The organism is Pseudomonas sp. M20, assembly GCF_045037865.1.
Lineage (GTDB): Bacteria > Pseudomonadota > Gammaproteobacteria > Pseudomonadales > Pseudomonadaceae > Aquipseudomonas.
On the sequence record NZ_CP173611.1, the window covers coordinates 3,496,011 to 3,519,346 of the forward strand.

Genomic DNA, 23,336 nt, shown 5'->3' on the forward strand with positions numbered 1-23,336 from the left:
TCTGTCATGCAGGATGCAACCCTCCCCCGCCCGGCTCTGCTGGGCATCGACCTTGGCACCACCAACAGTCTGATCGCCGTCTGGCAGGACGGTCAGGCCCGCCTGATTCCCAACGCCCTGGGTGATGTGCTGACGCCCTCGGTGATCAGCCTCGATGAAGACGACACGATTCTGGTCGGCAAAGCCGCCCGCGCCCGCCTGACCACGCACCCGGAACGAACCGCTGCAGCATTCAAGCGTTTTATGGGCAGCGACAAACAAGTTCAGCTCGGCACACGTCGGTTCAGCCCGGAAGAGTTGTCAGCGCTGGTACTCGGCTCACTCAAGCAAGACGCCGAAGCCTTTCTCGGCCACACCGTGTCGGAAGCAGTGATTTCCGTGCCGGCGTATTTCAGTGATGAGCAACGCAAACGCACGCTGTTTGCCGCCGAACTGGCCGGGCTCTCGGTGACGCGTCTGATCAACGAACCGACGGCCGCCGCCATGGCTTACGGGCTGCATGAGCAGAAGTTCGAACGCACGCTGATCTTCGATCTCGGCGGCGGCACCTTCGACGTTACGGTGCTGGAATACGCTTTGCCACTGATCGAAGTGCACGCCTCCACCGGCGACAACTTTTTGGGCGGCGAAGACTTCACGGCGGCGCTGTTGCAGGCCTGCCTGAAACACTGGCAACTGACCCCGGCAATGGTCGATGCGCAAAGCATGGCCAGCCTCGGTGATGCCCTTGAGCAGCTCAAATGCAAACTCGGCGAAGGCACTCAACACCTGAGCTGGCGCCACGCCGACAAGACCTTCGAATGGTCACTGGACGAAGCCGCTGCGGTAAAAATCTGGGAACCGTTGCTGGCGCGTTTGCGCGCGCCGATCGAACAGGCCCTGCGCGACGCCCGACTCAAGCCCCGCGACCTCGACAGCCTGGTACTGGTCGGCGGCGCCACGCGCATGCCGGCGGTGCAGCAAATGGTCGCCACGCTGTTCGGGCGTTTGCCTTACCGGCATCTTGATCCGGATACCATCGTTGCGCTCGGGGCGGCGACGCAAGCGGCGTGCAAGGCGCGTGACGGGGCGGTTGAAGAGTTGATTCTGACGGATGTCTGCCCGTATACGCTGGGCATCGAAACCATCCGCGGCAAAGACATCGATGGCGCGTTTTCGCCGATCATCGAACGTAACACCATCATTCCGACCTCACGGGTGGAGCGCTATTACACCACCCGCCCTCAGCAGGCAGTGCTGCGCATCGCGGTCTATCAGGGTGAGCGGCCGTGGGTATGCGACAACATTCTCATTGATGCTTTCGATGTCACCTTGACGCCCACCGCGCACATTCAGGCGCTGGATGTGCGCTTCAGTTATGACATCAACGGTTTGCTCGAGGTGGACGTCACCCTGCTCGAAACCGGCGAGCGTCACAGTCATAGCATCGACCGCAGCCCCACGGGCCTGGATGAGCAAGCGCGCCGCGACAGCCATAACCGGCTGTCGACGCTGAAGGTCCATCCACGCGATGCGCTGCCCAACCGCACATTGCTGGCTCGTCTGGAACGGGCATGGATGCAGAGCCTCGGCGCGCAACGCGAGCATATTGCCGAATGGCTGCACAACTTCACCACGGTGCTCGGCGGCCAGCAATCAGCGGAGATTGCCAGCCATCGCTCGGAGCTGAACAAGGCGCTGGATCAACTGCGCCTCTAGCCGTTGAGCCGCCGTAAAGCAGCCTGTAGGCCGCTGGACAGCATCTCGCTATCGCCGCTGTCCGGCGGCACACCATAACGGTTGGGCAGCTTGTCACCGGGAAAGCCGAACAGCACCAATGGCAGGAATGGCAAAACCGGCGTCAGCGCCAGGAAGATCAGCAACGTCGGGATGCCCCGGCCCATGTCGTGCAAGCGACGCAGAATGGCGCCGAACAACAACAGCACGGCCAATAGCAAGATAAGAATGCCAGCGCCCGTGGTGCCACTGATCAGCCCTGCCACCGGCGCAATCACCAGACACCCCAAGACCTGAGCGATAAAAGCCTTGCGCCCCAACCGCGATCCCAGGCGCCAGATCGCTGTCGCCGCTACCGGCTGAACATCGCTTTTCGCCAGCAGTAATCGTTCCGACCAGGACAATATCGCGCACAGGGCCAGGCGCAGGCCGATGCTGTTCTGCACATCGTCCTTGCCCTGTTGCAGTTGGCGCAAGACGCGCGTTTTCGGCACCCCGGCAGCGCCATAGCGAAGCAAGCCCTTGAGCGCATCCAGCGCTTCATACGCCAGCAGTTTGTCGACACCAAAATCGGTCAGCACTTTGCGCGGCGGCCACACCGGTTCGCCTTTGATCAAACCGTCGCGGAAGCCTTCGAACCATTCGTCCTCACAACTGATTGCCGCTATCGATTGCAACAATGCGCGATGCTGCTCGGCACTCAGGCTCGGGTCGTGATAGAGCACGCCCCAGAACATCATCAACCCCAGCAAATCATCGCCGCAGGCAGCACGATCGCTTTCGAGGCAGGTGTAAAGCAGGGTATTGGCCGGCAACCGGGCACTGTCGAGTGCCTGCTGTACGCTGAACAATTGCTGCACCAACAAACCGTGCACCGGGTCATTGCCTTGCAGCCATCCGAGCAAACCGTGGCAATTGCCTTGCTCGCGCAGCAAGCGCCGCAACAAAGGTTGCAGGCGACTCAACGGATGGGCCGGATTGAAAGGCAGGCGCTCCACGCACTGCATATCAATCATTTGCAACCAGCGTTCGGGCTGGTCCAGCAATGCCAGCAAGAACAAGGTCTGCGCGTGCCACTCCCAGGTGGCCTCACCCAGCCCGACCGGTGGCAACTGAATCCCGCGCCGGCTCAACTGCAGAATCAAATCGAGTTCGGACAAGTCGCAATCATCTTTGACCGCGGCCAGCGTGAACGCGTCTGCCAGTCGTTCCAGCGCAGCGTCGCTGTAAGGCCGCAAGCGACGCAACCACAAACGACAGACCTTGTGCGGCTCACCGTTGGTCAGCACCTGCGGCAATGGCCGCGAACCTGAATCCGCATCGCTGAACGCGCTCATGGCCAGCGCAATCGGTGCCCTGCGCAACCAGCGCAGATGTTGCTCGGCCTGATATTTGAACCCACTCATCACCAGGCTTTCGAGGGCATCGATCGGCAGCGGTGCATCCACAATCTGCTGCAACAACGCCGTATCACCGCGATGCAGCGCCCAGGCGTGGCGGTACAGATGCAGCAATCGGCTGTCGGCATTTTCGCCCAGCAATTGCGCGAGCAATGGCAGTTCATCACCGCTCATGCGCCAATCGACAAAGCTTTGCGCAATGCTCTCAAGCTTTAACCGCCCGACACCCAGCCAGCGGTTCAGCGTCTCGGGATGTTGAGACGGACAGCCATAAACCTGGGCGTCATCGCCAAGATCCTCTGGCCAGTCAGAGACGCCCTGCAGGCGATCGAACGCCTGAATCAGCAGCGGCAGAAAAGTCGGCTGGCGCTTGGCGCACAACTCCAGCAGACGACTTTCAGCCATCGGATGGCGGTGCTCGTTCCACAGCCGGATCCAGCACGGCAATGCCTGATCGTCGCGCCCCTGCAGACTGTTCTGACATGCCAACAGGTAAAGCCAGTCGACATCATCCGGTGCAGCAAGCTGCTGTTCGACACAGCACTGCAAAAATGTCGGCCCGCCAATACCTGCCTGAGTGAACTGCACCAACAGACGCTTGAGGAACGCGGCATCATTCGGCAATGGCAGACAGGTGTGCCGACTGGCGAAGTCGGCGAACTCCTGCAGTGGACGCTGATTGAAGATGAAGTCGAGACTACGGGCGTACCACAGCGCTTCAGTCTGGGCGGCCTCTGACCATGTGCACATCAGATCCGTATCGAACGGGTCCGGCGTTTCGATTCGCTGGAGAAAGAAGCCCACCTGATGCGCGTCGTCGAAGCCCAGATCCAGCAGCTGTTGATCCCAGGCCATACGCTTGGCCAACAGATTCGCGCAGCGGTACGACAACGGACCGGCGTCGGCCATCCGGTGGTACAGCGGCCAGCTGAGTTCATCGAGCACGTCCAGCGACAGCTCATCCAGCCCTCGGACAAAGGCCTGCCAGGCGGCGAAATTGAAACGGCGCGCGGGATCATCCAGCAGCTCGCAAAAATCCCCGAACACTGGAGGGATCTCAACGACAGTCTGTTCTGAGGCTTGGGACTCGTACTCGTCCTCGGGCTCTTCTTCCTCGTCTTCACGCGCCAGACGCAGGGCGTTTTCGTAGGCCATGCGCAGCGCCTGGAAGCCTTGCGGGTCAGTCTCCGGGTGATGTGCCGGCAAGCGTGCGCGGTAGGCGTTGCGAATCAGGGTTTCGTCGTTAGTAGGCTCGATGCCCAAGCGGATCCAGCAACTCATGACCAGTCGAACTCCTTGAGCGATGCCGGGCGTGGCGGCAAATCGATTTCCATATGCCACGGCAAATCAGCAAGGAACCGAGGGATGTTTTCGGCAAGGCCGCGGGCAATCCGCAGGTTAAGGGCGTTGGCGCCTTGTCGATCGAGTTCGCGCGCCAGCTCATCGTCGCTGGCGCTCAGGCAGGACCAAAACGTCCGGCCCACCACAAAGCCGTCGAAGTAAGCCATCCAGCTACCGTAGTGAAATTGCGCTCTGAGGGCCAAACGACTGTGCAGCCAGTTGCTTTCGTCCAGGTCGACCCACTGATTGCGCACCGCGCAACGCAAGAGAAAACCCATGCGGCCATAGTCCCAGGACAAAATCCCGCCCGGCCCGCAACTGCCGAAGGTGCGACTGGCAAACTCATGCAGGATGCGTTCGCGGGGATTCAGGTCGTCGAGCAAGGCCTGCCATTCACTCGGCAGACAGCGCTGCCACACCATATAGGCTGCACTGAGGTGTTTGGCATGGCCGTCGTCGGTCATCCGTTCGAGCATGTCGAACAGCTGCCCACGGTCATCGATCCCCCAACTGTCTTTCAGGTCGATGTAGCGATCGTCGCAGAACGCCGGGTCGTCGTAGCTGGCGCCGGTATTGATCGCCGCCATTGGCGCAGACAGGGCGCACAGCCAGCGCTGTTGAATCTCGTCCATGAAAAAAGGCTCCAGGCCGACCGGTGCGGAATGGGGGTCGGCAAAACTGCCGCGGATTGTAGAGAAACCGCCGCCTGCGGCAAAGCCGAACAACGGTTTTCTTGCGCGCACAAAAAAGGCCCCGACGTATCGGGGCCTTCATTCAGCGGCTCATCGCCTGTTCAGACGATTGTGTTGCGGCACATGAATCAGTGCTGCAGCGCCGGCTTCTGCACCCCATTGATCGGGATGCGTTTGGCTTTCGCTTCTTCCGGGATCACGCGCAGCAGGTCGATGCTCAGCAGACCGTTACTCAGATCGGCAGCCTTGATCTCGATGTGATCGGCCAGACGGAAGGACAGCTTGAAAGCACGCTGGGCGATGCCTTGGTGCAGGAAGGTCACGCCTTCGTTGGCATCACGCTTGCCACCACTGATGGTCAGCACACCTTTCTCGACTTGCAGTTCCAGGTCTTCTTCCTGGAAGCCGGCGGCCGCTACGACGATGCGGTATTGGTCGTCACCGTGTTTTTCCACGTTGTAAGGTGGATAGCTGCTGCCTGGCTCGTTGCGCAGGGCGGTTTCGAACAGGTCGTTGAAACGGTCGAAACCCACCGAGGAACGGAACAGTGGCGCGAGGGAAAATGCAGTACTCATGGTTCAAATCTCCTGAAAACAATCAGCAAGGTTTTTTGACTCCGCGACCCGAATTCGGCATCGCGTAACCCTTAGATAGGGACCGCTGATTTGATTTCAAGAGATTATTTGCAGATTTTTTTCAGGCCGCTTCGGCGACCGGCAGACCGAGCAAACGCGAGACGTGATCCGGCTCGGTCTCACGGCGCAGGACGGTGAACAGCTCGGTGGCCTCGGGATAATTACGCGTCAGCATGGCCAGCCATTGCTTCAAACGGCCCGGCGATTGGCGTGCGGTCATCTGCGCTTTGGCTTGCAGCCAGAAGTCCTGGATCAGCGGCATCAGCTCGGCCCAGCTCATCTCGACGACTTCTTCACCGGCGCGGGCGGCAGCAATCTGTTTGGCCAGATCCGGGCGCGACACCAGACCGCGACCGAGCATGATGTCTTCGACGCCGCTGATTTCGCGGCAGCGGCGCCAGTCTTCGACGCTCCAGATATCGCCATTGGCGAACACCGGGACTTTGACCACGTCCTGCACGCGCGGAATCCACTCCCAATGCGCCGGTGGTTTGTAGCCGTCCATTTTGGTTCGGGCGTGGACCACGATGTGTTCGGCGCCGCCTTCGGCCAGCGCTGTGGCGCAGACCAGCGAACCGTCGGGGCTATCGAAGCCCAGGCGCATTTTCGCGGTCACGGGAATGTGCGCGGGTACGGCGCGGCGCACGTGCTCGACGATCTGGTTGAGCAGTTCCGGCTCTTTGAGCAGAACCGCACCACCACGGGATTTGTTGACGGTCTTGGCCGGACAGCCGAAGTTCAAGTCAATGACTTCGGAGCCGAGTTCGCAGGCCAGTGCAGCGTTTTCCGCCAGACACACCGGGTCGGAACCGAGCAATTGCACACGCAATGGCACACCGGACGCGGTGCGGGCGCCGTTGAGCAGCTCCGGGCCGAACTTGTGGAAATAGGCCGGCGTAAGCAACTGGTCGTTAACGCGAATGAATTCGGTGACGCACCAGTCGATGCCGCCAACGCGGGTCAGCACGTCGCGGAGGATGTCGTCGACCAACCCCTCCATGGGCGCCAGAGCAATTTGCATGGGGAAACACTACTTGAAGAAAAACGTGCGGCAGTTTACTGGATATCGCGCAAATCCGCAGAACAACACATTTCCCTTGTAGGAGTGAGCCTGCTCGCGATAGCGGTGTGTCAGTCAAAAATAAGTGACTGACACACCGCTATCGCGAGCAGGCTCACTCCTACATTAGATTTTCGCAGATTCTGAGATATGGATCGCGGGACCATAGCCTTCGATGAATTCAGCCGGCATGCGCTTGGGCTTGCCGGTGGACAGCTCGATACAGACGAAAGTGGTTTGCGCACGCAGCAGCGTGGTGTTGTCGCTCGGGCGCTTGAGCTGGAAATGCCGGGTCATTTTCAGGCGCTGATCCCAATCGACGATCCAGGTCGCCAATTGCAGTTCGTCGCCTTCATAGGCGGCAGCCAGATAATCGATCTCGTGACGGACCACGGCCATCGCCCGATCCAATCGCCGATACTCCACCAGATCCAGGCCCAGACGCTGCGAGTGGCGCCAGGCGCAGCGCTCGAGCCAGGTCACGTACACCGCGTTGTTCGCGTGGCCCAGCCCATCGATGTCCTCGGCGCCTACTTGCAGATCAATGGTAAACGGCGTTGCCCGATCCCAGCCCATGCCACACTCCCGGTCAATGTATTCAACCGGGGCAGTGTAACGGAGCTCACGCCGATTGGCGCGCTTGAAGGCTGCGGCCAGCCAGCAGTGATAACACGCCATCAACCACGCGCGGGTCGGCCAGCACACGCTGATGCCCGCCTCCTTCAAGGCGCAGCAAGCGGCTGTCGAACCAGGATTCGTGGATCAGTTGCGACTCCTTGACCGAGACGAAGTTGTCGTCCTCGGCATGCACGATCAGACCGGGCATATCCAGCTGATAGTGAGCGACATCGAGCGTGGCAGCGCGCATGCCAACGTCTTGCTCGACCTGACGGATGAACGCGGAACGCGCTCGAGGGGGCATGCCGACATAGCGAGCGAACCCGCGCAGTACGCCAAGAATGCGTGCAGGCGCGGCGATGCTGACGAGGGTTTCGGTGCGCAAGCCCAATTGCACGGCGAGCATGGCACTGGCGCCGCCCATGGAATGACCGATCACCGCTTGCAGCGGCGGCAATTCGGCAGCGGCTTCGAGCATTGCCCGAGCGAACAACACGACATTGGCTTCACGCCCCGGCGAGCGCCCGTGGGCCGGACCATCCAGCGCGACGACGGTATACCCGGCATCGACCAGTGCAGTGATCAGCGCAGCGAACTGAGTGGGCCGCCCTTCCCAGCCATGCATCAGCAACACCGCCGGGCCTTGGCCCCAGCGCAGCGCCGAGAGACCGAAGCGCAAAGTGATCCGCTCGGAACTTGCCAGCAGCGGCAGCTCCCAATCGCGCAGTGGCAGCGCGCGCGGCGTCATGAACGCCAGACGCATTTTGCTCGCAACCCGTTTCGGTGCAATCCAGCCCAAGGTGCCATTAACGCCACGAACCCACTTCAACGTGTTCATCGCTCTCTCCTCAGGCGTGTTGCCTTCAGGTCAACGCACCGCCGACTTGGCAGCGCGCAGCAATCGATCGGATAAATCTCCCGGGCCCAGCGCCCTGGCGAGGGCCAGACCACCCACCATCAAGGCCACGTCGGCCAGGGCTTTGTCGGTGTCCTCAGGGCTGGACGCCAACTGCGCAATCATCAATTCCAGGTGCTCGTTCAGCGCGATGCGGAACGACTCCGGCAAACGGCCCAATTCACCGATCGAAGCTGGAATCGGGCACGCCGCGTCGCTGGAGTCACGATGCTTGCGCGACAGGTAGAACGCAGCGACCAGGGCGCGGCGCTCTTCGCCGGTCAACTCGGCATCCATGTCGGCAATCAGGTCGCGGCGGCGACCGAGCAATTGCTTGAACGCTTCGAGCATCATTGCGTCCTTGCTTTCGAAGTGCGCATAGAAGCCACCGACGGTGAGGCCGGCGGCGCCCATCACTTCGCCCACGCTCGGGTCAGCCGGGCCACGCTGAATCAGTGCGGCGCTGGCAGCCTTGAGGATGCGTTCGCGGGTTTGAGCTTTTTTATCGTTCATCGTTGCCTCCGAATATTACGACTAGAATATTATTCGCATAATAATATTCTGCAAGTCAAGGATATGACCGCTGGTCTGAAGCACAGTGTAAGGAAAAAGGAGAGTTGGCCAAACGCCAGACAAACAAAAGGGCCATTCAATAATTGAATGACCCTTATAAAATCCCGCAGAGCGGGTAATCGTGGCGTCCCCTAGGGGACTCGAACCCCTGTTACCGCCGTGAAAGGGCGGTGTCCTAGGCCACTAGACGAAGGGGACACAAACCTTCTATACAACTGATCAGTGCTGAGATCTGATCGATTCAAGGCCGGTGTGGCCAGACCTTGAACTGTAAATTGGTGGAGCTAAGCGGGATCGAACCGCTGACCTCCTGCATGCCATGCAGGCGCTCTCCCAGCTGAGCTATAGCCCCGGATTTTTCGCCTCGCGGCGGAGCGACGTTTTGCAACATCGCTTCTGTAAAACTGGCGTCCCCTAGGGGACTCGAACCCCTGTTACCGCCGTGAAAGGGCGGTGTCCTAGGCCACTAGACGAAGGGGACGCAAACCCTTCTATACAACTGATCAACGCTGAGTGTTGATCGCTTCGGAGCCGGTGTGGCCAGGCTTCGAAGTGTAAATTGGTGGAGCTAAACGGGATCGAACCGTTGACCTCCTGCATGCCATGCAGGCGCTCTCCCAGCTGAGCTATAGCCCCTCATCGTTGATGTCATCGCTGAGGACGGGGCGAATCTTAAGGGCGTATCGAAAACCTGTCAAACTTATTTTTGAAAAATTTCAAAGTTTTTCGTCGGCATAACAATCACTTACCGCCCTCCTCCCGAAAAACCGGGACTTGGGATAAAGCATGCCCCTGTAGGAGCTGCCGCAGGCTGCGATCTTTTGATCTGGTTTTTAAAAGCCAACATCAAAAGATCGCAGCCTTCGGCAGCTCCTACAGGGGGGTTAAGCTATCAGGCGATAGCGCCCAGCAGCTTTTCCCACTCTTTGTTTTCTTTCTTCGACACGCCGCCCAGCAGGTCGATCGCCTGACGCAGACGGAAACGCGTCAGATCCGGGCCAATGATTTCCATCGCATCGAGTACCGACACCGAACTCGCCTGCCCGGTGATCGCGGCAAACATCAGCGGCATCGCATCGCGCAGTTTCAGCTCCAGCGATTCAACCACCGCCTGAATCGTTGCGGTGATGTTGTCCTTCTCCCACTGACGCAGGCTTTCCAGTTTCCACAGAATCAACTGCATCAACTGACGAACCTGATCACCCGAGAGTTTCTTCGACTCAAAAAGCTTGGCATCCGGATTGACGCCACCAGCGAAGAAGAACCCGCCCAGCGGCGCAACCTGGCTGAAGGTTTCAACGCGCCCCTGCACCAGCGGCGCGATCTTCATCATGTATTCCGGGTTCAGCGCCCAGGTCTGCAGACGGCTGGCAAACTCTTCCACCGGCAGATCACGCAGCCACTGGCCGTTGAGCCACGACAGTTTCTCGATGTCGAAGATCGGCCCGCCCAGCGAGACACGCTTGAGGTCGAAGTTGTCGACCATTTCCTGCAGCGAGAACTTCTCGCGCTCGTCCGGCATCGACCAGCCCATGCGACCGAGGTAGTTGAGCATCGCTTCCGGCATGAAGCCCATGCGTTCGTAGAAAGTCACCGAAGTCGGGTTCTTGCGCTTGGACAGCTTGCTCTTGTCCGGGTTACGCAGCAGCGGCATGTAGCACAGCTCTGGTTGTTCCCAGCCGAAGTATTCGTACAGCAGAATCAGTTTCGGCGCCGATGGCAGCCATTCTTCGCCACGCAGCACGTGGGTGATGCCCATCAGGTGATCGTCGACGACGTTGGCGAGGAAGTACGTCGGCAAGCCGTCGGTCTTCATCAGCACTTGCATGTCCATGCGATCCCACGGGATCTCGACATCGCCACGGAGCATGTCCGGCACCACGCAAACGCCTTCGCTTGGCACTTTCATGCGGATTACGTGCGGTTCGCCAGCGGCCAGGCGGGACGCGACTTCTTCTTTCGACAGCAGCAGCGCGCGGCCGTCATAGCGTGGGGTTTCGCCGCGAGCCATTTGCTCGGCGCGCATCTGATCGAGTTCTTCAGCGGTGCAGAAGCATGGGAACGCGTGCCCCATGTCGACCAGTTGCTGGCAGTACTTCTGGTAGATGTCGCCGCGCTCGCTCTGCCGGTATGGACCGTGCGGGCCGCCAACGTCCGGGCCTTCGCTCCAGTCGATACCCAACCAGCGCAGGGCGTCGAAGATCTGCTGTTCGGACTCGCGGGTCGAACGCAACTGGTCGGTGTCTTCGATCCGCAGGATGAACTCACCGCCATGCTGCTTGGCAAAGCAGTAGTTGAACAATGCGATGTAAGCGGTACCTACGTGGGGGTCCCCGGTAGGCGATGGCGCGATGCGAGTGCGGACGGTGGTCATGGCATGTCTCGAAAAGAATGAAAAGCAAAACAATCAAGCGGCGAATGGTAACAGGCGACACCCGCCCCGCTCCAGCGGGCAGGGCATTTAAGCCAAGTTTGCGTCTGTAACGCCCGTAAGCCGTGGTGAATGGGCAAATATCAACGGATGGCATTTACCGTTTATCGGCTGTATGCCAGATTCGCCTGCTGATAACTTTCCTTACAATTCCTCGACTACAGTTTGCCCATGCCTGCCCAACTCAAGCGTCGCCTGTTGATTTTCCTGCTGCTCGTCCTGCTGATCGCCGGGGGCTTTTTCGCCCATTGGTTTTTCAAGGGACGCTTTTATGAAAGCACCGACAACGCCTATGTCCAGGGCGAAATCACCCGTGTCTCGAGCCAATTGAGCGCGCGCATCGACGAAGTGCTGGTGCAGGACAATCAACACGTGGAAAAAGGCCAACTGCTGGTGCGCCTGGAGCCGAATGATTTCCGTCTGGCCATTGATCGGGCCAACGCCGCCCTCGCGACGCGCGAGGCGGAACGCCTGCAAGCGCAAAGCAAATTGACTCAGCAAGCCAGTCTGATTGCTTCCAGTGACGCGCAAGTGGCGACTACACAAGCAACGCTGGGCCGCTCGCAGATGGATTTGTCGCGCGCCGAAACCCTGCGCAAACCCGGTTATGTTTCCGAAGAACGCGTGACCACCCTCTCCGCTGACGCGCATATCGCCCGTTCGCAAGTAGCCAAGGCGCAAGCCGACGCACAGGGCCAGCGCCAACAGGTCAACGCCCTGAACGCGGAAATCAAACGCCTCGACGCACAAATCGCCAACGCCCGCGCCGATCTCGCGCAAGCCGAACTCAACCTGACCCGCAGCGAAATCCACGCGCCAATCAGTGGTCTGGTCGGCCAGCGCGCCGCGCGTAATGGTCAAGTGGTGCAGGCCGGCGCCTATCTGCTGTCGATCGTTCCGGACGAAGACATCTGGGTGCAGGCCAACTTCAAGGAAACCCAGATCGGCCACATGCAGCCCGGGCAAAAAGCCGAGCTGACCTTTGATGCGTATGGCGACACGCCGATCGAAGCGCGGGTCGACAGCCTGTTCGCTGCTTCCGGCGCGCAGTTCAGCCTGCTGCCGCCGGACAACGCCACCGGCAACTTCACCAAGGTCGTGCAACGGATTCCAGTGAAACTGACCTTCAAGGCTGACAACCCGCTGCACGGCAAAATCCGCCCGGGCATGTCCGTCACCGCCACCGTGAACATCAAAGACGCCCCGGACAATGGCCGGTGATTCACTGATCCGCCCGGTCGGCGAACCAACCCGGCGCGATTGGATTGCGGTAATGAGCGTGATGCTTGGCGCCTTTATGGCGGTGCTCGACATCCAGATCACCAACTCGTCGCTGAAAGATATTCAGGGCGCGCTGTCGGCGACGCTGGAAGAAGGCTCATGGATTTCCACCTCTTATCTGGTCGCGGAAATCATCATGATTCCGCTGACCGCGTGGCTGGTGCAGTTGCTCTCGGCGCGACGTCTGGCGGTGTGGGTGTCACTGGGCTTTCTGGTTTCATCGCTGCTGTGCTCGATGGCCTGGAGCCTGGAGAGCATGATCGTCTTCCGCGCCATGCAGGGTTTTACCGGCGGCGCGCTGATCCCGCTGGCGTTCACCCTGACCCTGATCAAACTCCCCGAACACCACCGCGCCAAAGGCATGGCGATGTTCGCCATGACCGCCACCTTCGCGCCGTCCATCGGCCCGACGCTGGGCGGCTGGCTCACGGAAAACTGGGGCTGGGAATACATTTTCTACATCAACATTCCGCCGGGCCTGATCATGATCGCCGGTTTGATGTACGGGCTGGAGAAGAAAGAAGCGCACTGGGAACTGCTGAAAAGCACCGACTACACCGGCATCCTCACGCTGGGGATTGGCCTCGGCTGCTTGCAGGTGTTTCTGGAAGAAGGCCATCGCAAGGACTGGCTGGAATCAAGCCTGATCGTGACGCTGGGCAGCATTGCGCTGGTGAGCCTGATCACTTTTGTGATCGTGCAGATATCCAAACCGAATCCGTTGATCAACCTTGGCATTCTGCGCAATCGCAACTTTGGCTTGTCGAGTATTTCCAGCCTGGGCATGGGTGTCGGGTTATACGGTTCGATTTATTTGTTGCCGTTGTATCTGGCGCAGATCCAGAACTACAACGCTTTGCAAATCGGCGAAGTGATCATGTGGATGGGCGTGCCGCAGCTGTTTCTGATTCCGCTGGTGCCGAAGCTGATGAAGATTGTTTCGCCGAAATGGCTGTGCACGCTTGGCTTCGGGTTGTTCGGGTTGGCGAGTTTTTCGTCCGGTGTGCTCAATCCGGATTTTGCCGGGCCGCAGTTCAATCAGATTCAGATTATTCGCGCGCTGGGACAGCCGTTGATCATGGTGACCATTTCGCTGATCGCCACGGCGTACATCCTGCCGCAGGACGCAGGGTCGGCGTCGAGTCTGTTCAATATCCTGCGTAACCTGGGCGGTGCGATCGGGATTGCTCTGTTGGCGACGCTGCTGGATGCGCGCACCAAGACTTACTTCGACTATTTGCGCGAGGCGGTGGTGCCGACCAATCCGCAGGTGGCGGAACGGTTAGCGTCGATGACGGATCGGTTTGGTAGTGACACGGCAGCGTTGGGCAAGTTGAGCGAGATCGTCCATCAGCAGGCGGCGATCATGGCCTACAACGATGCATTTCACTTTGTCGGGATTGCGTTGGGGATCAGCATGTTGGCGATTTTGTTGACCAAAAAACTGCCGCAAGGGCTGAAGGCTGGGGAGTCTCATTAAGACCGAGTCGCCCCATTCGCGAGCAGGCTCGCTCCCACAGGGGTTTTGTGAACGACACAGATCCAAGGTGGGAGCGAACCTGCTCGCGAAGAGGCCCGCTCAGGCAATGAAGATCAAACAGCCAAAAGCCGCTCACGCAGTTTGGCAATCTCATCGCGCATCTGCGCCGCCGCTTCAAACTCCAGATCCCGCGCCAGTTGATACATCTTCTCTTCCAGCGCACGAATGCGCTTGGTGATCTCGCTCGGCGAGCGCAATTCGGCTTCGTACTTGGCGTTCTCTTCGGCGGCCTTGGCCATGCCTTTGCGCTTCTTGCTGCGCGAGCCCGGCACGGTGGCGCCTTCCATGATGTCGGCGACGTCCTTGAACACGCCTTTCGGGGTAATGCCGTTTTCCAGGTTGAAGGCGATTTGCTTGTCGCGACGACGCTCGGTCTCGCCAATCGCTCGCTCCATCGACCCGGTCATGCGGTCGGCGTAAAGAATCGCCCGGCCATTGAGGTTACGCGCCGCGCGGCCGATGGTCTGGATTAACGAACGTTCGGAGCGCAAAAAACCCTCCTTGTCCGCATCAAGAATCGCCACCAGCGACACTTCCGGCATGTCCAGGCCTTCGCGCAGAAGGTTGATACCGACCAGTACATCAAAAGTGCCGAGACGCAGATCGCGGATGATCTCGACCCGCTCGACGGTGTCGATGTCCGAGTGCAGGTAACGTACGCGCACGCCGTGGTCAGCGAGGTAATCGGTCAAATCTTCAGCCATACGCTTGGTCAGCGTGGTGACCAGCACACGCTCTTCGATTGCCACGCGCTTGGAGATTTCCGACAGCAGATCGTCGACCTGCGTCAGCGCCGGACGCACTTCAATCTGCGGATCGACCAGCCCGGTCGGACGCACCAGTTGCTCGACCACACGCCCGGCGTGCTCGGCTTCGTAGTTGCCCGGCGTCGCCGAGACAAAAATGGTCTGCGGGCTGACCCCTTCCCACTCGTCAAAACGCATTGGCCGGTTATCCAGCGCCGACGGCAAGCGGAAACCGTATTCGACGAGGGTTTCCTTACGCGAACGGTCGCCCTTATACATCGCGCCGACCTGCGGCACGCTGACGTGGGATTCGTCGATCACCAGCAAAGCGTCAGCAGGCAGGTAATCGTAAAGGGTTGGCGGCGCGGCACCGGCCGGACGCCCGGACAGGTAGCGCGAGTAGTTTTCGATGCCGTTGCAGTAACCCAGTTCGAGGATCATTTCCAGGTCAAAACGGGTGCGCTGCTCCAGCCGCTGGGCTTCCACCAGTTTGTTGTTGCTGCGCAGATATTCGAGACGCTCCTGCAGTTCGACCTTGATGTGTTCGATGGCGTCGAGCAGGGTTTCCCGTGGCGTCACGTAGTGGCTCTTCGGGTAGAAGGTGAAGCGCGGCATCTTGCGGATGACTTCGCCAGTCAGCGGGTCGAACGCGGAAATGCTTTCGACCTCGTCATCGAACAACTCGATGCGGATCGCTTCCAGGTCGGATTCCGCTGGGTAAATGTCGATCACATCGCCGCGTACACGGAACGTCGCACGGGCAAAATCCATGTCGTTGCGGGTGTATTGCAGGTCGGCCAGACGCCGTAGCAACGCACGCTGATCGAGTTTGTCACCGCGATCGACGTGCAGCACCATCTTCAAATAGGTTTCCGGGCTACCGAGACCGTAGATGCATGACACCGTGGTAACGATGATCGCGTCCTTGCGCTCAAGCAGCGCTTTGGTCGCGGACAGGCGCATCTGTTCGATGTGGTCGTTGATCGACGCGTCCTTCTCGATGAAGGTGTCGGACGACGGCACATAGGCTTCGGGCTGGTAGTAGTCGTAGTAGGAAACGAAGTATTCGACGGCATTGTTCGGGAAAAACGCCTTGAACTCACCGTACAACTGCGCGGCGAGGGTTTTGTTCGGCGCCAGCACCAGCGTCGGGCGCTGAATCTGCGAGATGACATTGGCGATGCTGAAGGTCTTGCCCGAGCCGGTCACACCGAGCAGCGTCTGGTGCGCCAGGCCGGCTTCGATGCCCTCCACCAGTTGGCGAATGGCCTCCGGCTGGTCGCCGGCGGGTTCGAAGCGGGTGACGAGCTGGAATTCGGACATAAACACCTCTGGAATCGCGGCATTCCGAGTAAAACGGAGCACCACGGGGACGACCGCAAACGACCAGTGTCGCGCAAGAAAAAAGCTGGATTGTGCTCAATGTGGTGGCGATTGCCTCACCTTTCAAGGCAAACGTCCTACATCCGGTAAAGACTCTGACACGAGCAGTCGACTAACGGTCAAGAAATAATCGGAAAAACTTGGCCTAAAAGCCGAATCGCCTGTCGCCATTGTTCAGTAATGGCCTCTATACTAGCTCCCCGTTTGTGCACCGCTCTAGTGCATCCGGCTGGAGCGCGACACGTCCCTCCATTCTCCATTCAGAGCCGCCGCAATAATGAGCCTGTTCTCCGCTGTCGAAATGGCACCCCGCGATCCAATCCTGGGCCTCAACGAAGCATTCAACGCCGATACCCGGACCACCAAGGTCAACCTGGGCGTGGGTGTTTACTGCAACGAAGAGGGGCGAATTCCACTTCTGCGCGCCGTGATCGAAGCCGAGACGATTCGCGTCGCTCAACACGCTTCGCGCGGTTACCTGCCGATCGATGGCATCGCTGCCTACGACCAGGCCGTGCAAAAGCTTCTGTTCGGTAACGACTCGCCGCTGATCAGCGCCGGTCGCGTCATCACCACTCAGGCTGTCGGCGGGACCGGCGCACTGAAAATCGGTGCCGACTTCCTCAAGCAACTGCTGCCGAACGCCGTTGTGGCGATCAGCGACCCAAGCTGGGAAAACCACCGCGCGCTGTTCGAAACCGCCGGTTTCCCGGTGCAGAATTACCGTTACTACGACGCCGCCACCCACGACGTTAACCGTGCCGGCATGCTCGAAGACCTCAACGCCCTGCCGAACGGCTCGATCGTTATCCTCCACGCGTGCTGCCACAACCCGACCGGCGTCGACCTGACCCCGGCGGACTGGAACAACGTGCTGGAAGTGGTCAAGACCAAAGGTCACGTGCCATTCCTCGACATGGCCTACCAAGGCTTCGGCGACGGTATCGACGAAGACGCCGCTGCCGTGCGTCTGTTCGCTGAATCCGGCCTGACCTTCTTCGTCTCGAGCTCGTTCTCCAAGTCGTTCTCGCTGTACGGCGAGCGCGTTGGCGCCTTGTCGATCATCAGCGAATCGAAAGAAGAAAGCGCGCGCGTGCTGTCGCAAGTCAAACGCGTGATCCGCACCAACTACTCCAACCCGCCGACCCACGGTGCAAGCATCGTCGCTGCTGTACTGAACAGCCCGGAACTGCGCGCGCAGTGGGAAGCCGAGCTGGCCGAAATGCGCCTGCGCATTCGCGGCATGCGCGAGCAGATGGTTGCCCTGCTGACCGAGAAAGCACCGGGCCGCGATTTCAGCTTCGTTGGTCGTCAACGCGGCATGTTCTCCTACTCCGGCCTGACCACTGAGCAAGTGCATCGCCTGCGTAACGAGTTCGGCATCTACGCCCTGGACACCGGCCGCATCTGCGTGGCGGCGCTGAACCAGAGCAACATCAAGGCTGTAACGGATGCGATTGTTCAGGTCATCTGATTTCGCCGCGTGATGAAAAACGGGAAGCCTTGGGGCTTCCCGTTTTTTATTGTCACGAATAACGCCCCATACCCTCTAGACTGCACACAAATCAAACTGTAGGAGTGAGCCTGCTCGCGATAGCGGCGTGTCAGGTAATGAATCTTCGGCTGACACGACGCTATCGCGAGCAGGCGAAGGCCTACAGGTTTTGTGTACACCCGAGATTTCTGAAGAGACCCCATATGAAAAACGACAACCTGCGCGCCGACCGTGACGATCTGGATGATTTCATCCCTCGCGCCTCGGCCAAACGCGAAAAAAGCCTGGTGCTGCAAGTCGCCGCCGGGGTGTTCCTGGGTGGCCTGGTCCTGTGGCTGGTGCAACTGGCAGCCACAGCGGCTTACGCCAAACTGATGCTGGGCACCATTACCTTCGGCAGTTAAGCCAGTTCGCTCGCGCGCTGAGTGGCGGCATCGTCATAAGCGACATACAGCGATTCGGCGATCTGGCTTTTGATCGCCTTGGTGCTTTCCAGGCCGAGGACAAAACCTTCAGCCTTGCCGCCGGCGCGGTTCAATTCTTCAGCGGTGCCAGCCTGAGTGATTGCGTCGAAGAGTTTTTCGGCGTGTGGACCGACGCCTTTAGGCAGGCTGATTTGCGCGATGCTCATGCGAACACCTCGTTGTTGCGGGACAAATGGTTCATGACGCGGACCTTTTTCGGCGAATGGCCGGCAGCGCGTGTGACCACTTCCGGGCGGCCATGGTAGACCTCTGCTACGGTTCTGGTAACCGCCAATCGCTGACAAACCACCGTCCGTCCCGAGAATTCACTCGTTTTTGCAACCGGCGCTTGACTTCTCTTTTTGAATCAGTAACATACGCACCAATTCCGCAATAGCTCAGTTGGTAGAGCAAATGACTGTTAATCATTGGGTCCCTGGTTCGAGTCCAGGTTGTGGAGCCAAATAGCAAAGCCCCTGAATCGAGAGATTCAGGGGCTTTTTTGTGGGCGCTCGAAAAGCTCAAAAGATCGCAGCCTTCGGCAGCTACAGGTTCAGCGTTCATCCGCAGAATCGGCAAAGTATGAGATCTGTGTAGGAGCTGCCGAAGGCTGCGATCTTTTGATCTTGAAATGAAGAAGGGCCGATCTGTGGTTAACAGATCGACCCTTTTCTATTCAGCCACAGCGGTCAGACATGCTCGCTGCTTTTCACCTGCACCTTCGGCGCACCGTGCCCATGATCGTGATCATCAGGCTCGATGACTGGCACTTCCTTGCCATCGCAGTCGTGCAACTTGCCGTCGCTGAAGTAATCGCCTTCACGCAGCGCTGCCAGATCGCGATAACGCAACGTCCGCTCTTCGGCTGCGGCAAACACCGATTGCTGATCCGAGTTACCGGCGGTGAAGTGGTTGAAGGCCAGGTTGAGCAGGATCGCCATGATCGCCGACGAGCTGATGCCCGAGTGGAAAATGGTCGCGAACCAGCTTGGGAAGTGATCGTAGAAGTTCGGCGCAGCAATCGGGATCATGCCGAAACCGATCGAGGTGGCGACAATGATCAGGTTGACGTTGTTGCGATAATCAACCTTGGACAAGGTACGGATGCCGCTGGCTGCCACGGTGCCGAACAGCACGATACCGGCACCACCGAGTACCGAAGTCGGCACTGCCGCAATGACCCGACCCATGAATGGCAGCAGGCCGAGGATGACCAGGAAGATACCGCCTGTGGCCACCACGTAACGGCTCTTGATCCCGGTGACCGCCACCAGCCCGACGTTCTGGGCGAACGCACTCTGGGTGAACGAACCGAAGATCGGCGCAAACATGCTCGATAGCATGTCCGCCCGCAGGCCATTGCCCAGACGTTTGGAATCGACCTTGGTGCCGATGATTTCACCGACCGCCAGAATGTCCGCCGAAGTTTCCACCAGCGTCACCATGACCACGATGCACATCGACAGGATCGCGGCGAAGTGGAAGGTCGGCATGCCGAAGTGGAACGGCGTCGGGAAGCCGAACATCGGCCCCGTGGTGACACTGGAGAAATCCGCCATGCCGAGGAACACCGCCAGCACCGTACCGATCACCATGGCCAACAGGATTGACAGACGCGAGATGGTCGAGCTGCCGACCTTGCTCAGCAGCAGCACCAATACCAGCGTGACCGCCGCCAGACCGATGTTCTGCATGCTGCCGAAGTCCGGCGCATGGCTGTTACCGCCCATGGCCCAGCGTGCGGCCACCGGCATCAGCGTCAAGCCGATGGTGGTGATCACGATTCCGGTGACCAAGGGCGGGAAGAACTTGGTGATGCGCGAGAACACCGGTGTGATCAATAAGCCTATCAAGGACGCCGCAATCACTGCACCCAGCACCGACTGAAAGCCGCCCTCCCCGCCACTGCTGACGATCGCGACCATGGTCGCCACGCCGGAGAACGACACGCCCTGTACCAGCGGCAACTGACAGCCAAAAAACGGCAGACCCAGGGTTTGCAGCAGTGTCGCCAGCCCCCCGGCAAACAATGAAGCAGCAATCAGCAAACCAATGTCCGCCGGCGACAGGCCGGCCGCCTGGCCGATGATCAGTGGCACCGCAACGATACCGCCGTACATGGTCAGAACATGTTGCAGGCCGTAAGCCATATTCGCGCCGACCCCGAGATTTTCGTCCTCGGGCCGTTGGTGTGAAACATGGGGCGTTTTCATGGTGGGGGGTTCCCTGGTTTTTGTTATGCGCACACTGTATTCAAAACTCGCGACAAGTGTCCATGGTTTTGTATACAAAAAACAGCGGAGGGTTACTCATCACTCAAACGGCCTGACCACTTGAGTGCTCCCCTATCACGTGGCAGGATCAAGCACCACGCCGTACGGATTAATGGATGCCCGCTGCCGGGCAAGAAAAGGACATCACCATGAGTGGAAAGCCCGCTGCACGCGCAACAGATGCCACGACATGCCCTGCCCATGCGGCACAGAAAATAGTTGCCGGCTCCCCCGACGTATTCTTCGATGGTTTGCCAGCCGCGCGCCTCGGCGACCCCGCCTCTTGCGGCAGCTCCATCAGCGGCAACATTTCCGCGACCGTTTTCATCAATGGTAAAAACGCCGCCACGCAAGGCAGCCTGGGCAGCCACGGCGACGTTATCGTTGGCGGTTCCGGCACCGTCATCATTGGCCAGAGCGGCGGTGGCGCAGCGATCAGCCCCGTTCCGCCGATCAACTTGGGTTTCGACGAACAGTTCACGTTGCTGGACGCCGATGGCGAGCCCGTACCCGACTTCGCTTACAAGATCACCACCGCGTCGGGCAAGGTAATCCGCGGTGTCACCAATGAGCGCGGACTGACTCAAAGAGTGTCGACCCGCGCGAGCGAAATGCTGCATCTGGAGCCTGACGACCTAGCCTGAGCAGAAAAAAACCAGCGGCTGAATTCACCTGAAAGGAGCTGTAACCAGCATGGCGCAGGCAATCCTCAACAATAACCAGGCTCCCTCGAACCGACAGGGTGGCAGTACGCATCCGGCGGTCGTTGTCACCAAATACACCAAACGGGCTGACGAAAACGGTTGGCTGAGTGTCAAACTCGAGCCTAAGGGCACACTTGTCGCCCTCTGCGAATACACCAAAGTGACCTTCACCAAGGAATCCGGTGGTCGGACCTACTTCCGCATCGCCGACGGCAATTCTGAGTTCGTCGGGCAGACGGCCAGCCTGAAAACCGAAAATGCCTTGAAGTACCTGATGGATACCCCGCCAACGGCGCCGGCCACCGTCAAGGTCAAGTACACCGGTGCACCGGCTCATGCGGTCTCGGAGTTCAAAGGCAAACTCCTGCAGCAATGGGCACAGGTCAGCTTCAATGGAAAAACGGCGAAGGTGACGCTGAACAGCCAGTGGGGCGGCGAATTTACCCCGATTCCTCCCGGACGCCACCGGATCATGGCACCCGACCGCTCCCACGGAAATATCTCCACAGGTGGCTACAAGGCACAAGGTAATCTGCATTGCACCGACGTCTGGTTTCCCATTGAACTGCAAGGCACAAAAGGCAACAGCAGTCGTTACATCCACGTCGGCCATTTGTCCGACGGCTGTGTAACCTTTTATGAGCTGATCAAATGGAACGATGTTTACGACTACCTGATCTGCCGGCGAGTCAAAGGTGAAGGCGGGAAATATGTCGGTGAATTGCTGGTGGAGAAATAATTGAAACGGTTGCTACTTATCCGATTGATACCCGCGCTGTTGCTGGTCATTGCCAACAGCGCCAGTGCCGACTTTGGCTGTGATGACTTTCTGTCGAAGCTCGCAGACAAGCCATCGTTTGTTGAATTCAAAGGCTGCACACAGGCGCTTGATCGCATGGGCCAGCCATTTTCCGCCAGCTATGAAGTATCCGGGGCCAATGCTTCGAAAGCCGAACAGTACCTTGAACAGCACTTCGGGATTTCGCCGATCACGCGCGCCTGTTGTGTCTGGGACTCGACCCAAAATGGATTCAGAGATCCAGCAACAGGCATCAACTACCTGATCAGCATTGGCTCAGAGGAAACAGAGGTCAGGCAACGGGAGTCGTGGGCGAAGATCAATCGCTTCACGATCCAGGTCGATGCTTACGCTGAGGATCCCTGACCAGGCTGGATAAGGTGTCCGAGCACCGGCCTTAACAACTCTGGGCGCGCGACACGTATCCCGAACTCAACCTCAAGCAGATCGAGTAGATCCTCGACGTCCGCGACCTCACGCCGCTCGCTCTCAGCGCCCATGCGGTGAACAGCGAAACTGCCGTTATTCAGCGTCTTGCGCCAGCCCTCCCCGGTGCGCGCCACCATCAGACGCTGGCTGAACGGTGACTCAGGGTGAGTCGAGACATACCAATTGCCGACGGTGTAATCGATGTCTTCCTGGCGTTGCAGATCGAACAGGTACATCGGCCGCCATTCTCCCGCCACGTTGGCACGCAGCATGTAGCCGTCGGCCTGTTTTTCAATGCGATAAGGTTCGTGTGGCGTTGGTTGCTCCGCTTCGGTGTCGAGCAGCAGCGGTGCAGTCGGCACCATGCCACCAAAACCGACATCGGTGATGTAGCGCACATCGTCGATGGTCACCAGACTCAAGCGGTGCGTGCGCGCCGTCCAGCTGCCTTCCGGCTGATTCATCACCACGCGCCCGCTGATGGCCCGTGTATCGAAGCCCAGCTCCAGCAACAGGGCAAAGAACAGGTTATTCAGTTCATAGCAGTACCCACCGCGCCCACCGAGCAAGACTTTTTCTTCAATGGACGGCAGATCAATCAGCACCGGTGCACCGGTTATCGTCGCCAGATTCTCGAAAGGGAAGACGCCGGTATGGCGCAGTTGCAACTGCCGCAGGCTGTCCAGCGCCGGCGCGGGCGGTGTGTCGAAGCCCAAACGTTGCAGGTACAGCTTCAGATTCGTCAGGCGTGGCTCACTCATTGCTCGATCCTTATGCATGGGGCCGCAGGTCACTGCGTTGATGGTCGCCATGTATACGGGATCGGGCACTGTTTTCGACAATTGATTTCGCCAATCGCCC

At 59.2% G+C, this 23,336-nt stretch carries 20 protein-coding genes and 5 tRNA genes; 9 read left to right on the plus strand and 16 right to left on the minus strand.

Annotated elements, in window-relative coordinates:
• The first annotated feature begins 6 nt into the window (after positions 1–6).
• The gene (locus tag ACI514_RS15560) at positions 7–1,698 is read left to right on the plus strand and encodes a molecular chaperone HscC (protein WP_160057142.1); all 1,692 of its coding nucleotides are present in this window, start codon (positions 7–9) and stop codon (positions 1,696–1,698) included.
• On the opposite strand, the gene ACI514_RS15565 is transcribed toward ACI514_RS15560, so the two are convergent.
• The 12 genes from ACI514_RS15565 to gltX form a co-directional block, all read right to left on the minus strand.
• Positions 1,695–4,397, minus strand: coding sequence for a DUF805 domain-containing protein (locus ACI514_RS15565; RefSeq protein WP_405121981.1), 2,703 nt, complete (start codon positions 4,395–4,397; stop codon positions 1,695–1,697). The genes ACI514_RS15560 and ACI514_RS15565 overlap by 4 nt on opposite strands.
• Positions 4,394–5,089 (minus strand): DUF1266 domain-containing protein, encoded by a 696-nt coding sequence (locus ACI514_RS15570; protein ID WP_405121982.1) that lies wholly within the window; start codon positions 5,087–5,089, stop codon positions 4,394–4,396. Before ACI514_RS15570 ends, ACI514_RS15565 begins: the two co-directional genes overlap by 4 nt.
• 188 nt (positions 5,090–5,277) lie before the next feature.
• Positions 5,278–5,724 (minus strand): Hsp20 family protein, encoded by a 447-nt coding sequence (locus ACI514_RS15575; RefSeq protein WP_016985252.1) that lies wholly within the window; start codon positions 5,722–5,724, stop codon positions 5,278–5,280.
• A gap of 121 nt (positions 5,725–5,845) precedes the next feature.
• Positions 5,846–6,805, minus strand: a complete 960-nt coding sequence (locus tag ACI514_RS15580; RefSeq protein ID WP_160057139.1) for a tRNA-dihydrouridine synthase — start codon at positions 6,803–6,805, stop codon at positions 5,846–5,848.
• 165 nt (positions 6,806–6,970) lie between these two features.
• Complete coding sequence (locus tag ACI514_RS15585; RefSeq protein WP_405121983.1) at positions 6,971–7,420, minus strand: acyl-CoA thioesterase; 450 nt, start codon at positions 7,418–7,420, stop codon at positions 6,971–6,973.
• Positions 7,421–7,466: 46 nt separating this feature from the next.
• Complete coding sequence (locus ACI514_RS15590) at positions 7,467–8,300, minus strand: alpha/beta fold hydrolase (RefSeq protein WP_405121984.1); 834 nt, start codon at positions 8,298–8,300, stop codon at positions 7,467–7,469.
• Between the two features lie 30 nt (positions 8,301–8,330).
• Positions 8,331–8,870, minus strand: coding sequence for a TetR/AcrR family transcriptional regulator (locus ACI514_RS15595; protein WP_007913421.1), 540 nt, complete (start codon positions 8,868–8,870; stop codon positions 8,331–8,333).
• Between the two features lie 182 nt (positions 8,871–9,052).
• A tRNA-Glu gene (locus ACI514_RS15600) sits at positions 9,053–9,128 on the minus strand.
• 78 nt (positions 9,129–9,206) lie between these two features.
• Positions 9,207–9,282 (minus strand) — tRNA-Ala (locus ACI514_RS15605).
• A 53-nt stretch (positions 9,283–9,335) separates the two neighbouring features.
• Positions 9,336–9,411: transfer RNA gene (locus ACI514_RS15610), tRNA-Glu, on the minus strand.
• A 79-nt stretch (positions 9,412–9,490) separates the two neighbouring features.
• Positions 9,491–9,566: transfer RNA gene (locus ACI514_RS15615), tRNA-Ala, on the minus strand.
• 256 nt (positions 9,567–9,822) lie between these two features.
• Positions 9,823–11,304: a glutamate--tRNA ligase gene (gltX, locus tag ACI514_RS15620; RefSeq protein WP_242208497.1), complete on the minus strand. Its 1,482-nt coding sequence runs from the start codon at positions 11,302–11,304 to the stop codon at positions 9,823–9,825.
• 228 nt (positions 11,305–11,532) lie between these two features.
• Here gltX and ACI514_RS15625 point away from each other — a divergent pair, with 228 nt between their 5' ends.
• Complete coding sequence (locus tag ACI514_RS15625; protein WP_127926569.1) at positions 11,533–12,582, plus strand: HlyD family secretion protein; 1,050 nt, start codon at positions 11,533–11,535, stop codon at positions 12,580–12,582.
• The gene (locus ACI514_RS15630; protein ID WP_160057135.1) at positions 12,572–14,122 is read left to right on the plus strand and encodes an MDR family MFS transporter; all 1,551 of its coding nucleotides are present in this window, start codon (positions 12,572–12,574) and stop codon (positions 14,120–14,122) included. Before ACI514_RS15625 ends, ACI514_RS15630 begins: the two co-directional genes overlap by 11 nt.
• A gap of 113 nt (positions 14,123–14,235) precedes the next feature.
• Here the strand turns inward: ACI514_RS15630 and uvrB are convergent, their stop codons facing one another.
• The gene (gene uvrB / locus ACI514_RS15635; protein ID WP_008083013.1) at positions 14,236–16,251 is read right to left on the minus strand and encodes an excinuclease ABC subunit UvrB; all 2,016 of its coding nucleotides are present in this window, start codon (positions 16,249–16,251) and stop codon (positions 14,236–14,238) included.
• A gap of 337 nt (positions 16,252–16,588) precedes the next feature.
• Between uvrB and ACI514_RS15640 the strand changes: the two genes are divergently transcribed.
• Both ACI514_RS15640 and ACI514_RS15645 read left to right on the plus strand, forming a co-directional pair.
• The gene (locus ACI514_RS15640; RefSeq protein WP_405121985.1) at positions 16,589–17,785 is read left to right on the plus strand and encodes an amino acid aminotransferase; all 1,197 of its coding nucleotides are present in this window, start codon (positions 16,589–16,591) and stop codon (positions 17,783–17,785) included.
• A gap of 224 nt (positions 17,786–18,009) precedes the next feature.
• Entirely contained in the window at positions 18,010–18,210 is a 201-nt protein-coding gene (locus ACI514_RS15645; protein ID WP_053118898.1) for a hypothetical protein, read from the plus strand.
• Here the strand turns inward: ACI514_RS15645 and ACI514_RS15650 are convergent.
• Positions 18,207–18,437, minus strand: coding sequence for a hypothetical protein (locus ACI514_RS15650; protein ID WP_160057133.1), 231 nt, complete (start codon positions 18,435–18,437; stop codon positions 18,207–18,209). The two genes, ACI514_RS15645 and ACI514_RS15650, sit on opposite strands and share 4 nt — an antisense overlap.
• Positions 18,438–18,657: 220 nt before the next feature.
• On the opposite strand from ACI514_RS15650, the gene ACI514_RS15655 reads away from it, so the two are divergent.
• Positions 18,658–18,733, plus strand: a tRNA-Asn gene (locus ACI514_RS15655).
• Positions 18,734–18,959: 226 nt separating this feature from the next.
• On the opposite strand, the gene ACI514_RS15660 is transcribed toward ACI514_RS15655, so the two are convergent.
• The gene (locus tag ACI514_RS15660; protein ID WP_007913403.1) at positions 18,960–20,483 is read right to left on the minus strand and encodes a nucleobase:cation symporter-2 family protein; all 1,524 of its coding nucleotides are present in this window, start codon (positions 20,481–20,483) and stop codon (positions 18,960–18,962) included.
• A 209-nt stretch (positions 20,484–20,692) separates the two neighbouring features.
• On the opposite strand from ACI514_RS15660, the gene ACI514_RS15665 reads away from it, so the two are divergent.
• From ACI514_RS15665 to ACI514_RS15675, 3 genes are read left to right on the plus strand one after another with little or no spacing between them, the layout of a single operon-like run.
• The gene (locus ACI514_RS15665) at positions 20,693–21,187 is read left to right on the plus strand and encodes a PAAR domain-containing protein (protein WP_102900938.1); all 495 of its coding nucleotides are present in this window, start codon (positions 20,693–20,695) and stop codon (positions 21,185–21,187) included.
• Positions 21,188–21,236: 49 nt separating this feature from the next.
• On the plus strand, positions 21,237–21,986 hold the full coding sequence (locus tag ACI514_RS15670) for a hypothetical protein (RefSeq protein WP_160057132.1): 750 nt from the start codon (positions 21,237–21,239) through the stop codon (positions 21,984–21,986).
• Complete coding sequence (locus ACI514_RS15675; RefSeq protein ID WP_150751578.1) at positions 21,987–22,412, plus strand: DUF4952 domain-containing protein; 426 nt, start codon at positions 21,987–21,989, stop codon at positions 22,410–22,412.
• Here ACI514_RS15675 and ACI514_RS15680 read toward each other — a convergent pair.
• Positions 22,394–23,236, minus strand: coding sequence for an arylamine N-acetyltransferase (locus ACI514_RS15680; RefSeq protein ID WP_405121986.1), 843 nt, complete (start codon positions 23,234–23,236; stop codon positions 22,394–22,396). The genes ACI514_RS15675 and ACI514_RS15680 overlap by 19 nt on opposite strands.
• Positions 23,237–23,336 lie beyond the last annotated feature (100 nt).

Bases quoted from the DNA above. Each gene is read 5' to 3' on its own strand.
- ACI514_RS15560 (WP_160057142.1), top strand. From the start codon at position 7: ATGCAGGATGCAACCCTCCCCCGCCCGGCTCTGCTGGGCATCGACCTT.
- ACI514_RS15565 (WP_405121981.1), bottom strand. From the start codon at position 4,397: ATGAGTTGCTGGATCCGCTTGGGCATCGAGCCTACTAACGACGAAACC.
- ACI514_RS15570 (WP_405121982.1), bottom strand. From the start codon at position 5,089: ATGGACGAGATTCAACAGCGCTGGCTGTGCGCCCTGTCTGCGCCAATG.
- ACI514_RS15575 (WP_016985252.1), bottom strand. From the start codon at position 5,724: ATGAGTACTGCATTTTCCCTCGCGCCACTGTTCCGTTCCTCGGTGGGT.
- ACI514_RS15580 (WP_160057139.1), bottom strand. From the start codon at position 6,805: ATGCAAATTGCTCTGGCGCCCATGGAGGGGTTGGTCGACGACATCCTC.
- ACI514_RS15585 (WP_405121983.1), bottom strand. From the start codon at position 7,420: ATGGGCTGGGATCGGGCAACGCCGTTTACCATTGATCTGCAAGTAGGC.
- ACI514_RS15590 (WP_405121984.1), bottom strand. From the start codon at position 8,300: ATGAACACGTTGAAGTGGGTTCGTGGCGTTAATGGCACCTTGGGCTGG.
- ACI514_RS15595 (WP_007913421.1), bottom strand. From the start codon at position 8,870: ATGAACGATAAAAAAGCTCAAACCCGCGAACGCATCCTCAAGGCTGCC.
- gltX (WP_242208497.1), bottom strand. From the start codon at position 11,304: ATGACCACCGTCCGCACTCGCATCGCGCCATCGCCTACCGGGGACCCC.
- ACI514_RS15625 (WP_127926569.1), top strand. From the start codon at position 11,533: ATGCCTGCCCAACTCAAGCGTCGCCTGTTGATTTTCCTGCTGCTCGTC.
- ACI514_RS15630 (WP_160057135.1), top strand. From the start codon at position 12,572: ATGGCCGGTGATTCACTGATCCGCCCGGTCGGCGAACCAACCCGGCGC.
- uvrB (WP_008083013.1), bottom strand. From the start codon at position 16,251: ATGTCCGAATTCCAGCTCGTCACCCGCTTCGAACCCGCCGGCGACCAG.
- ACI514_RS15640 (WP_405121985.1), top strand. From the start codon at position 16,589: ATGAGCCTGTTCTCCGCTGTCGAAATGGCACCCCGCGATCCAATCCTG.
- ACI514_RS15645 (WP_053118898.1), top strand. From the start codon at position 18,010: ATGAAAAACGACAACCTGCGCGCCGACCGTGACGATCTGGATGATTTC.
- ACI514_RS15650 (WP_160057133.1), bottom strand. From the start codon at position 18,437: ATGAGCATCGCGCAAATCAGCCTGCCTAAAGGCGTCGGTCCACACGCC.
- ACI514_RS15660 (WP_007913403.1), bottom strand. From the start codon at position 20,483: ATGAAAACGCCCCATGTTTCACACCAACGGCCCGAGGACGAAAATCTC.
- ACI514_RS15665 (WP_102900938.1), top strand. From the start codon at position 20,693: ATGAGTGGAAAGCCCGCTGCACGCGCAACAGATGCCACGACATGCCCT.
- ACI514_RS15670 (WP_160057132.1), top strand. From the start codon at position 21,237: ATGGCGCAGGCAATCCTCAACAATAACCAGGCTCCCTCGAACCGACAG.
- ACI514_RS15680 (WP_405121986.1), bottom strand. From the start codon at position 23,236: ATGAGTGAGCCACGCCTGACGAATCTGAAGCTGTACCTGCAACGTTTG.